Source organism: Pantoea sp. SM3640 (assembly GCF_015654165.1).
Taxonomy (GTDB): domain Bacteria; phylum Pseudomonadota; class Gammaproteobacteria; order Enterobacterales; family Enterobacteriaceae; genus Pantoea; species Pantoea vagans.
Genome location: NZ_CP064872.1, coordinates 589,355 through 602,024, shown reverse-complemented (window position 1 = coordinate 602,024; position 12,670 = coordinate 589,355). Strand labels below are relative to the sequence as shown.

Genomic DNA, 12,670 nt, shown 5'->3' with positions numbered 1-12,670 from the left:
GTTAATCGATTTCCAGCGCCAGCAACGACTCAATCGTCTGCGCGCGACGGATTTCGCGCGGCTGGCCCTGCTCAAACAGCACTTCCGGGATCAGCGGACGGCTGTTGTAGTTTGAGGACATAGAGGCACCGTAAGCACCGGTGTCGTGAAACACCAGATAATCGCCCACTTTTGCTGCCGGCATCGCGCGCGGTTCGACCATGCCGCCCTCCAGCTGGGTAAAGACATCGCCCGATTCGCACAGCGGACCGGCCACTACCGTGTCGATGGTCTGCTGCTCATCAATCGCCCGTTCATCGCCCGCCATCAGCGAAATATGGTGATAGCTGCCATACATGGAGGGACGCATCAGGTCACTGAAACCGGCATCGACCAGCACGAAATGACGGCTGCCCATCGACTTCACTGCCCGCACCTGCGACACCAGCACGCCCGCTTCGGCCACCAGGAAACGGCCCGGTTCGATCTCCAGTTTGACCGCATGACCCAGATGCTGAGCGATACGCTGACGCGCCGCGTCCCACAGTCCAAAGTAGTGATCGGTATCGATCGCCTCCTCGCCGTAGCGATAAGGAATAGAAAGGCCACCGCCCGCAGAGATCGCAGTCAGATCCTGACCCGATGCCATCACCAGTTCCACCATCGCATCACAGACCTGCTGCAGATGCGAATAATCCACGCCAGAGCCGATGTGCATGTGAATGCCTACCAGCTTCAGGCCGTGCTGTTTAATGGCCGCCAGCGCCTCGTCTAAGTCGTCGTGCCAGATACCGTGCTTGCTGTTTTCGCCGCCAGTATTGGTTTTCTGACTATGGCCATGACCAAAACCTGGGTTGACCCGCAGCCACACCGCATGTCCCGGTGACACCGCGCCGAGCTGATGCAGCATATCGATCGAACCGGCATTGACCGGCACCTTCAACGCAGTAATCCGCGCCAGTGTCGGCTGATCGAACAGATCCGCAGTGAAGACGATCTCGTCACCGCCAGACTGGTAGCCAGCAGCCAGCGCACGTTCGATCTCACCCAGCGATACCGAATCCACTTTCACACCCGCTGCACGCATCAGGCGCAGGATATGAATATTTGAGCAGGCTTTCTGCGCAAAACGCACCACATCAAACGCCTGCAGCTGAGCAATACGCGCCTGAATAATCTGTGCGTCATAAGCCCAGAATGGACCGGCATAACGGCGTGCCAGCGGCAGCAGGTTAGTGGCGTTGAGGGCGGTGTCGGTACTCTGTAATGAACGTGGCATAGCAATTCTCCTGTGGCGATAACTGCATTAAGCCAGAATCATGCCATAGCGAAAAATATCTGTTTTAATAGCATCTATTCAGAATAGATATAGGAAGGCGGCGTGGCGAACATTAACTGGCGGCATATCGAAATTTTTCATGCGGTGATGACCAGCGGCAACCTGACCCAGGCTGCTACGCTGCTGCATACCTCACAGCCGACCGTAAGCCGGGAGCTGGCACGACTGGAGCAGCAGCTGGGATTAGCGTTGTTCGGGCGGGTACGCGGTCGCCTGCAGCCGACGGTACAGGGGTTACGTCTGTTTGAAGAGGTACAGCGATCCTGGTATGGGCTGGATCGCATCATGGAAGCGGCAGAAGGGTTGCGTCAGTTTCGTCAGGGTGAGCTGTCGATCGCCTGCCTGCCGGTTTTTTCGCAGTCGCTGCTGCCACTGCTGTGTCAGCCTTTTTTACAGCGCTACCCGGATGTGAGCCTGAATGTGATTCCGCAGGAGTCGCCGCTGCTGGAGGAGTGGCTGTCGGCACAGCGCTACGATATCGGCTTAACCGAAACCCAGCACGCGCCGGCTGGCACTGACCGCCTCGCCCTGCTGACCTGTGATGAAGTATGCGTGTTGCCACAGCATCATCCTCTGAGTCAGCGTGCAGAACTGACACCGCACGACTTTGCGGGCGAACAGTATGTCAGCCTGTCGCGCAACGACAGCTATCGTCAACTGCTGGATGCGCTGTTTCAGGATCAGGGCGTCGAACGGCGGCTGGTGATGGAGACGCACAGCGCCGCGTCGGTGTGCGCGATGGTCAGAGCGGGCGTGGGTATTTCGATTGTGAATCCGCTGACGGCGCTGGATTACGCCGACAGCGGTGTGGTGATGCGAAAATTCAGCGTGGCGGTGCCGTTTACCGTCAGCCTGGTGAGGCCACAACACCGTCCCGCGTCAGCGCTGGTCGATGCCTTTGTCAGCCATCTGCAGCAGCAGGTGGCTGACTTTCCGGCACGTATTGCCGCCCGCCTGGCTTAAGCGCGAACTCTGGCGGCTGCGCTGCCCGATTTACGGAAGGTGATCAGGCAGATCAGCAGGCCGATAGCGGCCAGCGCAGCTGCCGCAACCGGCACCGCCGTCAGGCCAAAACCACGGCCAATGACTGCCCCGCCGACCCAGGCACCCAGTGCATTACCGACGTTAAACGCCGAAATGTTCAGGGTTGAGACCAGATTCGGTGCCTCTTTGCCGTGACGGACCACGTTGATCTGCAGGCCCGGTACCGTGGCAAAGGTCGCCATTGCCCACAGGAACAGGGTGAGCTCCGCCAGCCACAGCGCATGGCTGGTCCAGCTGAACAGCAGCGAGAAGATGGCGATCAGAGAAAAGCTGAGGATCAGACTGAAGGAGACTTTCCAGTCGGCCAGTTTGCCGCCAAGAATGTTACCCACTGTCAGGCCCGCGCCAATCAGGAACAGCGTCCAGCTGACACCCCGATCGCTGATGCCCGTTACCTCTAACAGCAGCGGCGCAATGTAACTGAACAGGGCAAACATCGCCGCGGCAAAGAACACCGTCATCAGCAGCGAGAGCCAGAGTTTGCCGTTGGCCAGCGCACCGATTTCACTCGCCAGATGAACCGGCTTCTCTTCTTTATTGTTCGGCAGACTCACGATCAGGGCGATAAACGCCAGCACGCCGATCACCGCTACGCCCCAGAACGTAGCGCGCCAGCCAAACATCTGTCCGAAGCTGGTTCCCAGCGGGACGCCCAGCACGTTAGCCAGGGTCAGCCCGGTAAACATCAGCGCCACAGCAGAAGCCTGACGACCGGCCGGCACCAGGCTGGCGGCCACCACCGCGCCGATACCAAAGAAAGCACCGTGACAGAGCGCGGTGACGATTCGCGCCAGCATCAGCAGGTTGTAGTTGTAAGCCAGCGCGCACAGCAGGTTGCCGACAATAAAGATCACCATCAGCAGGATCAGCGTTTTTTTGCGCGGCAATCTGGCGGTGAGCAATGCCATAATCGGCGCACCAATCGCCACTCCCAGCGCATAGCCACTGATCAGCCAGCCCGCCGACGGAATCGACACCTGAAGGTCACGTGCCACCTCCGGCAGCAACCCCATAATGACAAATTCGGTGGTTCCGATGGCGAACGCACTCAACGCCAGCGCCATTAATGCTACAGGCATAACACTCTCCCGGTTTTATTTGCAGGTGAACCGCGCAGACGCGCCGCCCCTCGACGCTTGTTAGAATTTGATCTGCGTCACGTTGAGTATTACAGCACAGCACTGATTTGCGACATAGCCTGCGTGCAGCAAAGGATTATTGCCGCCGCCGCAATAATCCTGCCGCGTTATCGTAAAAATCTTTCGTCTCCAGCCTGCAGGCCAGGCCCGCACAGCCTCATTCCCCCACTGTCAGGTTGTCATTTTCTGTTAACCGGTTACGCTTTTTAATGCGGAATTAATTAATAAATCTTTAACGTTGCCGATATATCCCTAATCAATTGCCAGGTGATGTAATCAACTTCTGACGCAGGGAGAGAGAATGCAACGACTCATAGCCTTAATGGTGTTTGGCTTAACCGGCTGCTCGGTGGGTCATTATGAGTACAGTAAAGAGGCTGAAAAACGGGTTGATATGACCGTCACCGGCATTCCCACCGTGCTGGGCTTTGGTACGCTCGGTACCACTATCCCGCTGACGCCGGAGTACAGTCTGACCGCCGCGCACGTGGCGAAGTTTTCACTTTACCGCGTCAAAGCCTGGCATCCGCAATGCGATCTGGCGGTGGTCTACCACAAAAACAGCGAAATGAACCTGCCACCCAGCTTCCGCAACAGTCATATCGGCGACCAGGTGAATCTCTACGGCTACAGTTTTATTTCGGCCATGCCGGTCAGCTCCAGCGGACAGAACCTGATTAATACCACGCTGGCAAACAGCTGGAACAAGCCAGACTGTGTCGTCGTCGCGGCGAATGCGGGTGTGGTGAAAGGGATGTCGGGCGGCGCGGTCTATAACGCCTCAGACGACACGCTGGCAGGTGTAATTATTGGCTACAGCAATAACATCAATGACAATGCCAGCGGTAAGACGCTGTATAAGAACGTTGCGCTCTATGTGCCCTATTCACGGTTCCAGACCTGGCTGGATCAGGCGATAAAATCTTAAGTTTTTTTGTCGGGCAAACCGGGATGGTTGCCCATAGGATGTTCGGGCGGATTCAGCCATCTGTCTTTACGGGTTGCTTCGTAATCCGGGTTAAGAGGATAAGTAATACGATTTTCAGGCTTGCTGGTCTCCCCCACCACTAAAAAGCGTGCCTCGTGCTGGCTGTTATTGATAAAGGTGTGGCAAATGCCCGTGCCCGCCGGAAAGGCCACTGCATCGCCCGGCGACAGTGGATAAAGCTCGCCGTTAATCCAGGCGTCAGGATGTCCTTCAAGCACAAAAATGAACTCTTCTTCCGCGCTCTCCGCGTGGGGATAAGACAAGCGGCGTCCGGGCAACAGCCTTTCATGGTGAATGCCAAGGCGGGTTAATCCCAGCAATCTCCCCAGTGGCGCACCAATCGACATGCGCTCATCGCTGTCGGCATAGTGTTCGTTATCTTCGCCTTCCAGCGCCTGCCAGTGGCGAATACAGTCGGGACGTTGCGTCATGATGATGGCTCCAGGTTGAGACATTCAGCCTGGCAGAGGAAGCGGCATGACTCAAGCATGGCGAGGCGAACAGCAGATATAAAAAAGGCCGGGATGCCCGGCCTTTTCTGAGAACAGTCAGACTTACTTGCTGCCTGGACGCAATGCCGGGAACAGGATCACATCACGGATAGTATGGCTGTTGGTAAACAGCATCACCATACGGTCAATACCGATGCCCAGACCCGCGGTTGGCGGCAGACCGTGTTCCAGTGCGGTGACATAGTCTTCGTCGTAGAACATCGCTTCGTCGTCACCCGCATCTTTGGCATTCACCTGCTGCAGGAAACGCTCAGCCTGATCTTCTGCATCGTTCAGCTCGGAGAAGCCGTTGCCGATTTCACGACCACCAATGAAGAACTCAAAGCGATCGGTGATTTCCGGGTTCTCGTCATTACGGCGGGCCAGCGGAGAGACTTCAGCCGGATATTCGGTAATGAAGGTTGGCTGAATCAGATGCGCTTCTGCCGTCTCTTCGAAGATCTCGGTCACGACGCGGCCCAGACCCCAGCTCTTCTCTACTTTGATGTGCAGGGATTGTGCAATCGCCACGGCTTTGTCGAAGTCTTCCAGATCGGCCAGATCCGTTTCCGGACGATATTTCTTAATCGCTTCACGCATGGTCAGTTTTTCAAACGGCTTGCCGAAATCAAACTCCTGCTCGCCGTAAGGCACAACCGTGCTGCCCAGCACATCCTGCGCCAGCGTACGGAACAGGCTTTCGGTCAGCTCGATCAGATCTTTGTAATCCGCATAAGCCATATAGAGTTCCATCATGGTGAACTCTGGGTTATGACGTGGCGAAATACCTTCGTTACGGAAGTTACGGTTGATCTCGAATACGCGATCGAAGCCGCCCACCACCAGACGCTTCAGGTAGAGCTCTGGCGCAATACGCAGATACATGTCGATATCCAGCGCATTGTGATGGGTGATAAACGGACGCGCAGAGGCACCGCCCGGGATCACCTGCATCATCGGGGTTTCCACTTCCATAAAGTCGCGGCCCACCATGAACTGGCGAATACCGGCCATGATCTGCGAACGAATTTTGAAGGTGTTGCGAGACTCTTCGTTGGCGATCAGATCAAGGTAACGCTGACGGTAACGGGTTTCCTGATCGGCCAGGCCGTGGAACTTATCCGGCAGCGGGCGCAGTGCTTTGGTCAGCAGACGCAGTTCTGAACAGTGAATCGACAGTTCGCCGGTCTTGGTTCTGAACAGTTTGCCACGCGCACCCAGGATATCGCCGAGGTCCCATTTCTTAAACTGCTCGTTGTAGATGCCTTCCGCCAGATCGTCACGTGAAACGTAAAGCTGAATCCGGCCGCCCACATCCTGCAGGGTGACGAAAGAGGCTTTACCCATGATACGGCGGGTCATCATGCGGCCGGCGACGCTGACTTCGATACCCAGCGCTTCCAGCTCTTCGTTGCTCTTCTCGCCATAGCTTTTCAGCAGCTGGTTCGAAAGGCTGTCACGACGGAAATCGTTGGGAAACGCCAGACCGTTGGCACGCAGCGCGCTCAGCTTTTCACGGCGCGTTTTCAGTTCGTTATTTAACTCAACGGCGGCATCAGCGCTCTGCGGTTGTTGTTCAGACATGTCTATAACCCTGCTTTTAAACTAGCTTCAATGAAACGATCCAGATCGCCGTCCAGCACCGCCTGGGTGTTACGCGTCTCTACGCCGGTGCGCAGATCTTTGATGCGTGCATCATCGAGAACGTAAGAACGGATCTGACTTCCCCAGCCAATGTCGGACTTGTTGTCCTCCAGCGCCTGTTTCTCAGCATTTTTCTTTTGCATCTCAAGCTCGTACAGCTTCGCTTTCATCTGCTTCATCGCCTGATCTTTGTTCTTATGCTGAGAACGGTCGTTCTGACACTGGGTGACGGTACCGGTTGGAATATGGGTAATACGCACCGCAGATTCGGTCCGGTTAACGTGCTGGCCGCCCGCACCCGACGCACGATAGACGTCAATGCGCAGATCGGCCGGGTTGATGTCGATATCAATATCGTCATCCACTTCCGGGTAGATAAAGGCGGAGCTGAAGGAGGTGTGACGACGGCCGCCGGAGTCGAATGGGCTCTTACGCACCAGGCGATGCACGCCCGTTTCGGTGCGCAACCAGCCAAAGGCGTAGTCGCCTGATACGCGAATGGTCACAGACTTGATGCCCGCAACTTCACCTTCAGACTCTTCGATGATTTCGGTTTTGAAGCCTTTCGCTTCGGCCCAACGCAGATACATACGCATCAGCATGCTGGCCCAGTCCTGCGCTTCGGTGCCGCCGGAACCCGCCTGCAGATCGATGTAGCAGTCGGCGCTGTCATATTCGCCTGAGAACATGCGGCGGAATTCCAGTTCGCCCAGCTTGCCCTCAAGGACATCCAGCTCGGCAACGGCTTCGTTGAAGGTCTCTTCGTCTTCCGCTTCTACGGCCAGCTCAAGCAGACCCTGCACATCTTCCAGGCCCTGCGACATCTGTTCCAGCGTCTGTACGATGGCTTCCAGCGAGGAGCGCTCTTTGCCCAGCGCCTGAGCACGCTCAGGTTCGTTCCAGACATCGGGCTGTTCCAGCTCGGCGTTTACTTCTTCGAGGCGTTCTTTCTTGGCATCGTAGTCAAAGATACCCCCGAAGAACGTCGCTGCGCTCACTGAGGTCCTGAATACGGTTTTTGACCGGGTTGATTTCAAACATGGCTTTAGCGTCTTTCTTATGTTCGATGGGACAGGAAAATTAACGCACAAGTTTACCCGAAACTGGCGGCAGATTGTAGCGCTGAGACAGCGGGCGGATGCCGGGGTTGTGTGACGTGTCGCATTTGCGTCTTGCAGCGCGTCGACATGCTCGCAGGTAGCGGGTTAATGCAGGGGATAATCAGGCTGTCGCGCATCTGCCGTGGCCGGAGAGTCGCGACAGCCTGTCTGACTCAGTTCAGCGGCCAGATATGGTCGATGATCAGCTGCACTGAGCGGTTACCGCGATACTCATTAATATCCAGCTTATACGCCAGTTCGACCTGACGAATGCTGCTGTCGGGCCAAAGCGTGGTATCGACATTAAAGGCGATACCATCGATCAACGGCCCACCATTAAGCGGCTCGACCATCACTTTCAGATGACGCTCGCCCACCAGACGCTGTTGCAGCAGCTTAAATTTGCCGTCAAACGCGGGTTCCGGGAACGCCTGGCCCCAGGGACCGGCTTCGCGCAGCATCTCTGCGGTCTGCAGCGAAAACTCCTGCGGCTGTAACGCGCCATCGGACCAGATAATGCCCTGCAGCGATTCGCCATCCAGCCACTCACCGACCAGGTCGGCAAAGCGCTGACGAAACTCCTCGTAACGTGCGGTTTCCAGCGATAAACCGGCCGCCATGGCGTGACCGCCGAACTTCAGCATCAGGCCTGGATTCAGCGTGTCCAGACGCTCGAGTGCGTCGCGCAGATGCAGACCGGCAATCGAACGGCCCGAACCTTTCAGCGTGCCGTCGCCGGCCGGCGCAAAGGCAATGACCGGACGATGGAAACGCTCTTTCAGACGAGAGGCGAGAATGCCCACCACGCCCTGATGCCATTCGGGATGATAAAAGGCCAGTCCCAGCGGCAGATCGCTCTGTTCACGCTCCAGCGCCTGACACAGCGCCAGCGCTTCGCTCTGCATGCCCTGCTCTATCTCTTTGCGCGTCTGGTTCAGCGCATCCAGTTCACTGGCCAGCATGCGCGCCTGGCTGAGATCGTCGGTCATTAACAGCGCTACGCCCACCGACATATCGTCGAGGCGGCCTGCGGCGTTGAGCCGCGGCCCCAGCGCGAAACCGAGATCGCTGGCCGCCAGCTGACGCGCCTCGCGATTCGCAATCTCCAGCAGCGCCCGGATGCCTGGCCGACATTTTCCGGCCCGGATACGGCTGAGCCCCTGCCACACCAGAATGCGGTTATTAACGTCGAGCGGCACCACATCGGCTACCGTGCCGAGTGCCACCAGATCCAGCATCTCCGCCAGATTCGGTTCAGCGCGGGTAGCGCCAAACCAGCCCTGGGTACGCAGATGGGCGCGCAGCGCCAGCATCAGATAGAACGCGACGCCCACGCCCGCCAGCGCGCGTGAGGGAAAGTTGCAGTCCGGCAGATTGGGATTCACGATCGCTTCAGCGGCCGGTAAGGTTTCGCCCGGCAGATGGTGATCGGTAATCAGCACCGGAATACCGTGCTGATGTGCGCATTCCACACCGGCATGAGAGGAGATGCCGTTATCGACCGTCAGGATCATCGCGGCACCGCGCGCGCGCGCCTGCTCAACCACTTCCGGACTGAGGCCATAACCATCTTCAAAGCGGTTAGGCACCAGATACTGCACGTTGCCGCCCCCCATGCTGCGCAGCGCCATCACCGTCAGCGCAGTACTGGTTGCGCCATCGGCATCAAAGTCGCCCACCACCATAATGCGACGCCCATCCAGCAGCGCCTGGTGCAGCAGCGCCACAGCGCTTTCAATCCCGCTTAAGGACTGATACGGCAGCAGGTTTTTCGCACCGCGCTCCAGTTCCGCGGCGTCGCACACGCCGCGTTGCAGATAGAGTCGTTTCAGCAGCGGCGGCAGCGTAGCCGGCAGCGCATCATCAACCGTCACCTCCCGGCGACGCAGTTCCACTTCCTGTTTTAACACCGATTAACCACCACGCTTCTGATTGTCCAGCACCTGCTTCAGCTCCTGCGGCGACTGATAACCCGGGATCATCATGCCGGTGTCGGTCAGCATCGCGGGAGTGCCCTGAATGCCGAACAGCACGCCCAGTTTGTAGTGCTGAGCAATATCGATTTTGCAGCTGTCCGGCGCGGCCATTTTCGGTGCATTGCCTTTCATCGCCTCATCGAACGCTTTATTGCGATCAGCGCTGCACCAGATCGCTTTCATCGCTGGTTCGATCTGACCATTCAGCCCTTCACGCGGAAACGCCAGGTAGCGCACGGTGATGCCCAGCGCATTGTAGTCCGCCATCTGCTCGTGCAGCTTGTGACAGTAGCCGCAGGTGATGTCGGTGAAGACCGTGATCACATGCTGCTCTTTTGGCGCTTTATAGACGATCATTTCCGGCACCAGCGCCTCGACTTTTTTGTCCAGCAGCTGGTTGGTGACGTTGACCGGCTGTTTGCCGCTGACATCATAGAGCGGGCCCTGAATCATATGTTTGCCGTCATCGGTCACATAGAGCACGCCGCTTTCCGACAGCACGGTTTTAAATCCCGGCAGCGGTGACGGGCTGATCTCCGTCTGGTTCAGGCCGAGCTTTTTAAGAGATTGCTGAATGGCGCTGTCATCGGCCTGTGCCAGACCGGAAAAGGCGCTGGCTAACAGGGCCAGCATGGCAAAATGCTTGTTCATTTTTATCCTTATGGCCGCGAATCAGGCTCGCGGATGGTGTTGTTGATGCAACTGACGCAGGCGCTCAGTGGCGACGTGCGTATAAATTTGGGTGGTAGAGAGATCGCTATGTCCCAGCAGCATCTGTACGACACGCAGATCCGCGCCGTGGTTCAGCAGATGGGTCGCAAAGGCGTGACGCATCACATGCGGCGATAACTTTTCGCTGTCGATCCCCGCCAGCGTGGCGTAATGCTTGATGCGATGCCAGAAGGTCTGGCGCGTCATCTGCTGTGCCCGATTACTGGGAAACATCACGTCCAGCGTCTGACCATTGAGCAGCCATGGGCGACCATGTTCCATATATTGCTCCAGCCAGTAAACCGCTTCTTCACCTAACGGCACCAGCCGCTCTTTATCGCCTTTACCGATAACCCGCACGACGCCCTGGCGCAGGCTGATGTCGCTGAGCGTCAGTCCAGTCAGTTCAGAGACGCGCAGGCCGGTGGCATAGAGCACCTCCAGCATCGCCTTGTCGCGCAGCTCCAGCGGAATGTTGGTATCCGGTGCCTGTAACAGCCGCTCAACCTGGGCTTCACTGAGATCTTTCGGCAGACGCTGCGGCAGTTTTGGCGCGGACAGCAACGCGCTGGGATCGTCCGGGCGCAGCTTTTCGCGATAAAGATACTGGAACAGGCGACGCATCGCGCTGAGCAGCCGCGCTGAGCTGGTCGCCTTGTAGCCGCCCTCCAGCCGTTCGGCCAGAAACTGCTGCAGATCCAGCGGCGTCACGCTGAGCAGCGTCAGCTGGTGATGCGTCAGCCAGCCGGTCAGCGTCTGAAGATCCTGACGATAAGAGGAGAGAGTATTCTGCGCCAGATTGCGTTCAATCCAGAGCGCATCAAGAAACTGTTCTGTCAGTTCGCTGTCCTGCACGTTATCTCCGCCGTCTGGTGTAAAATCATGCTCATTATGCCTGATTCAGCGGTGCTTCTGGTACAATTGCGCCAAAGTCAGTATTTACAGAGTGTTATCTGCATGAAAATCGGTCTTTTTTACGGTTCCAGTACCTGTTACACCGAAATCGTAGCGGAAAAAATTCGCGATTTTATTGGCGAAGAGTTAGTAACGCTGCATAACGTCAAAGATGACGACCCGCGCCTGATGGAGCAGTACGACTTGCTGATCATGGGCATCCCGACCTGGGATTTCGGTGAGTTGCAGGAGGACTGGGAAGCCATCTGGACGCAACTGCCCGCGCTGAATCTGCAAAACAAGATTGTCGCGCTCTATGGCATGGGCGATCAGATTGGCTATGGCGAGTGGTTTTTAGATGCGCTCGGCATGCTGCACGAGTTGCTCCAGCCGATGGGCGTGCGCTTTGTCGGCTACTGGCCGCTTGAAGGCTATGAATTTACCAGCCCGAAACCGCTGAGTGCCGATGGCGCGCAGTTTGTGGGGCTGGCGCTGGATGATGTGAATCAGTTTGAGGTCACCGATGAGCGTGTTGAGCAGTGGTGTGAACAGGTGTTAACCGAAACCGCCGCACTGCTCTGACCGGTCAGGCGCGCTGGTTTGCTGTTGTTGAACCCATGCGCCAGCAGACGATGATTGCCAGCCCTGTTGCCGTTAATGCCGCGCCTTACTGAAGCAGCTGGCGCGCAACGCCCGCCATTCGTCCGGCTGCATATTGTCATGCATCAGCCACCAGCGCAGCATAGCCCCCTGTTCGCTCTTCGCTACCAGCAGTATGCCAATCGGTAACCACCGCAGCGGCTGGGTGGGCCGCCAGCGTTTTCCCTGCCAGATCCAGCAATGAACGCTTTCCCGCTGCAATGTGCCATGTCGCCGAATCAATCGCCGGTAACAACGCCAGCCTTCAGCCAGCATCAGCAGAATAACCGGCGTTTTAATCAGCCAGCCGCCCACAGGCAGCGTCATCAGGATTACACCAGGAACGGCAGCCACCAGCCAGGCGCACAGACATCCGCACGCCAGGCGAGAGGGTCGCAGCTTACATTGCCACCGGGCCGCGATCATGGTTACGCTGCTGGATCAGTTTTACCATCCGCTTAAGCTCCGGATCGGCTGGCTCGCCATGATTCATGAGCCAGTTAAACAGATCGGGATCGTCACTCTTCAGCAGGGCAACAAAGACCTGCTTATCCGTGTCGTTCAGCGTGTCATACTCAAATTTGAAGAACGGCATAATCGCCACATCCAGTTCCAGCATGCCGCGACGGCAGGCCCACTGAATACGTGATTTATCATTAATATCCATGCGTCAATTTCCACAATTCACAACGTGGCCGCTAGTGTAACCTGGTTTACTGCGGCTCG

The 12,670-nt window shown here is 57.1% G+C and carries 13 protein-coding genes; 3 read left to right on the top strand and 10 right to left on the bottom strand.

The genetic code is table 11. The annotated features are described in order from the left end of the window. Nucleotide 1: 1 nt before the first annotated feature. Nucleotides 2–1,258 (bottom strand): diaminopimelate decarboxylase, encoded by a 1,257-nt coding sequence (gene lysA, locus IV493_RS02905; RefSeq protein WP_033783995.1) that lies wholly within the window; start codon nucleotides 1,256–1,258, stop codon nucleotides 2–4. Nucleotides 1,259–1,360: 102 nt separating this feature from the next. Here lysA and IV493_RS02900 point away from each other — a divergent pair, with 102 nt between their 5' ends. Next, nucleotides 1,361–2,281 carry a LysR family transcriptional regulator gene (locus IV493_RS02900; RefSeq protein WP_195857704.1) on the top strand — a complete coding sequence of 307 codons (921 nt, stop codon included), beginning with the start codon at nucleotides 1,361–1,363 and terminating at the stop codon, nucleotides 2,279–2,281. On the opposite strand, the gene IV493_RS02895 is transcribed toward IV493_RS02900, so the two are convergent. Next, nucleotides 2,278–3,441: an MFS transporter gene (locus IV493_RS02895; RefSeq protein WP_033783996.1), complete on the bottom strand. Its 1,164-nt coding sequence runs from the start codon at nucleotides 3,439–3,441 to the stop codon at nucleotides 2,278–2,280. The two genes, IV493_RS02900 and IV493_RS02895, sit on opposite strands and share 4 nt — an antisense overlap. Nucleotides 3,442–3,802: 361 nt before the next feature. Between IV493_RS02895 and IV493_RS02890 the strand changes: the two genes are divergently transcribed. Continuing rightward, nucleotides 3,803–4,429 carry a serine protease gene (locus IV493_RS02890; protein ID WP_013358928.1) on the top strand — a complete coding sequence of 209 codons (627 nt, stop codon included), beginning with the start codon at nucleotides 3,803–3,805 and terminating at the stop codon, nucleotides 4,427–4,429. On the opposite strand, the gene IV493_RS02885 is transcribed toward IV493_RS02890, so the two are convergent. The 6 genes from IV493_RS02885 to xerD all read right to left on the bottom strand — a co-directional run bounded on the left by IV493_RS02885 (nucleotide 4,426) and on the right by xerD (nucleotide 11,266). Further along, on the bottom strand, nucleotides 4,426–4,920 hold the full coding sequence (locus IV493_RS02885) for a cupin domain-containing protein (RefSeq protein WP_195857703.1): 495 nt from the start codon (nucleotides 4,918–4,920) through the stop codon (nucleotides 4,426–4,428). The two genes, IV493_RS02890 and IV493_RS02885, sit on opposite strands and share 4 nt — an antisense overlap. Before the next feature lie 123 nt (nucleotides 4,921–5,043). Continuing rightward, on the bottom strand, nucleotides 5,044–6,564 hold the full coding sequence (gene lysS / locus IV493_RS02880) for a lysine--tRNA ligase (RefSeq protein ID WP_195857702.1): 1,521 nt from the start codon (nucleotides 6,562–6,564) through the stop codon (nucleotides 5,044–5,046). Nucleotides 6,565–6,566: 2 nt separating this feature from the next. Further along, a protein-coding gene (gene prfB / locus IV493_RS02875) for a peptide chain release factor 2 (protein ID WP_098052461.1) occupies nucleotides 6,567–7,665 on the bottom strand; the annotation gives its coding sequence in 2 pieces (ribosomal slippage) (nucleotides 6,567–7,589 and nucleotides 7,591–7,665; 1,098 coding nt in all). 232 nt (nucleotides 7,666–7,897) lie between these two features. Next, the gene (gene recJ, locus IV493_RS02870) at nucleotides 7,898–9,634 is read right to left on the bottom strand and encodes a single-stranded-DNA-specific exonuclease RecJ (protein WP_195857701.1); all 1,737 of its coding nucleotides are present in this window, start codon (nucleotides 9,632–9,634) and stop codon (nucleotides 7,898–7,900) included. 3 nt (nucleotides 9,635–9,637) lie between these two features. Further along, nucleotides 9,638–10,351 (bottom strand): bifunctional protein-disulfide isomerase/oxidoreductase DsbC, encoded by a 714-nt coding sequence (gene dsbC / locus IV493_RS02865; RefSeq protein WP_013358933.1) that lies wholly within the window; start codon nucleotides 10,349–10,351, stop codon nucleotides 9,638–9,640. A gap of 21 nt (nucleotides 10,352–10,372) precedes the next feature. After that, the gene (xerD, locus tag IV493_RS02860) at nucleotides 10,373–11,266 is read right to left on the bottom strand and encodes a site-specific tyrosine recombinase XerD (protein ID WP_013358934.1); all 894 of its coding nucleotides are present in this window, start codon (nucleotides 11,264–11,266) and stop codon (nucleotides 10,373–10,375) included. Between the two features lie 102 nt (nucleotides 11,267–11,368). Here xerD and fldB point away from each other — a divergent pair, with 102 nt between their 5' ends. Beyond that, nucleotides 11,369–11,887: a flavodoxin FldB gene (gene fldB, locus IV493_RS02855; RefSeq protein ID WP_033733827.1), complete on the top strand. Its 519-nt coding sequence runs from the start codon at nucleotides 11,369–11,371 to the stop codon at nucleotides 11,885–11,887. Between the two features lie 72 nt (nucleotides 11,888–11,959). Here fldB and IV493_RS02850 read toward each other — a convergent pair whose 3' ends face one another. After that, the gene (locus tag IV493_RS02850; protein WP_195857700.1) at nucleotides 11,960–12,370 is read right to left on the bottom strand and encodes a protein YgfX; all 411 of its coding nucleotides are present in this window, start codon (nucleotides 12,368–12,370) and stop codon (nucleotides 11,960–11,962) included. Continuing rightward, the gene (sdhE, locus tag IV493_RS02845) at nucleotides 12,345–12,611 is read right to left on the bottom strand and encodes an FAD assembly factor SdhE (protein WP_013358937.1); all 267 of its coding nucleotides are present in this window, start codon (nucleotides 12,609–12,611) and stop codon (nucleotides 12,345–12,347) included. The genes IV493_RS02850 and sdhE overlap by 26 nt, the downstream gene beginning before the upstream one ends. Between the last annotated feature and the right edge of the window lie 59 nt (nucleotides 12,612–12,670).

Excerpts from the sequence above, each read along its gene's own strand:
- IV493_RS02895 (WP_033783996.1), bottom strand. The coding sequence starts at position 3,441 with ATGCCTGTAGCATTAATGGCGCTGGCGTTGAGTGCGTTCGCCATCGGA.
- IV493_RS02890 (WP_013358928.1), top strand. The coding sequence starts at position 3,803 with ATGCAACGACTCATAGCCTTAATGGTGTTTGGCTTAACCGGCTGCTCG.
- lysA (WP_033783995.1), bottom strand. The coding sequence starts at position 1,258 with ATGCCACGTTCATTACAGAGTACCGACACCGCCCTCAACGCCACTAAC.
- lysS (WP_195857702.1), bottom strand. The coding sequence starts at position 6,564 with ATGTCTGAACAACAACCGCAGAGCGCTGATGCCGCCGTTGAGTTAAAT.
- IV493_RS02885 (WP_195857703.1), bottom strand. The coding sequence starts at position 4,920 with ATGACGCAACGTCCCGACTGTATTCGCCACTGGCAGGCGCTGGAAGGC.
- fldB (WP_033733827.1), top strand. The coding sequence starts at position 11,369 with ATGAAAATCGGTCTTTTTTACGGTTCCAGTACCTGTTACACCGAAATC.
- dsbC (WP_013358933.1), bottom strand. The coding sequence starts at position 10,351 with ATGAACAAGCATTTTGCCATGCTGGCCCTGTTAGCCAGCGCCTTTTCC.
- sdhE (WP_013358937.1), bottom strand. The coding sequence starts at position 12,611 with ATGGATATTAATGATAAATCACGTATTCAGTGGGCCTGCCGTCGCGGC.
- IV493_RS02850 (WP_195857700.1), bottom strand. The coding sequence starts at position 12,370 with ATGATCGCGGCCCGGTGGCAATGTAAGCTGCGACCCTCTCGCCTGGCG.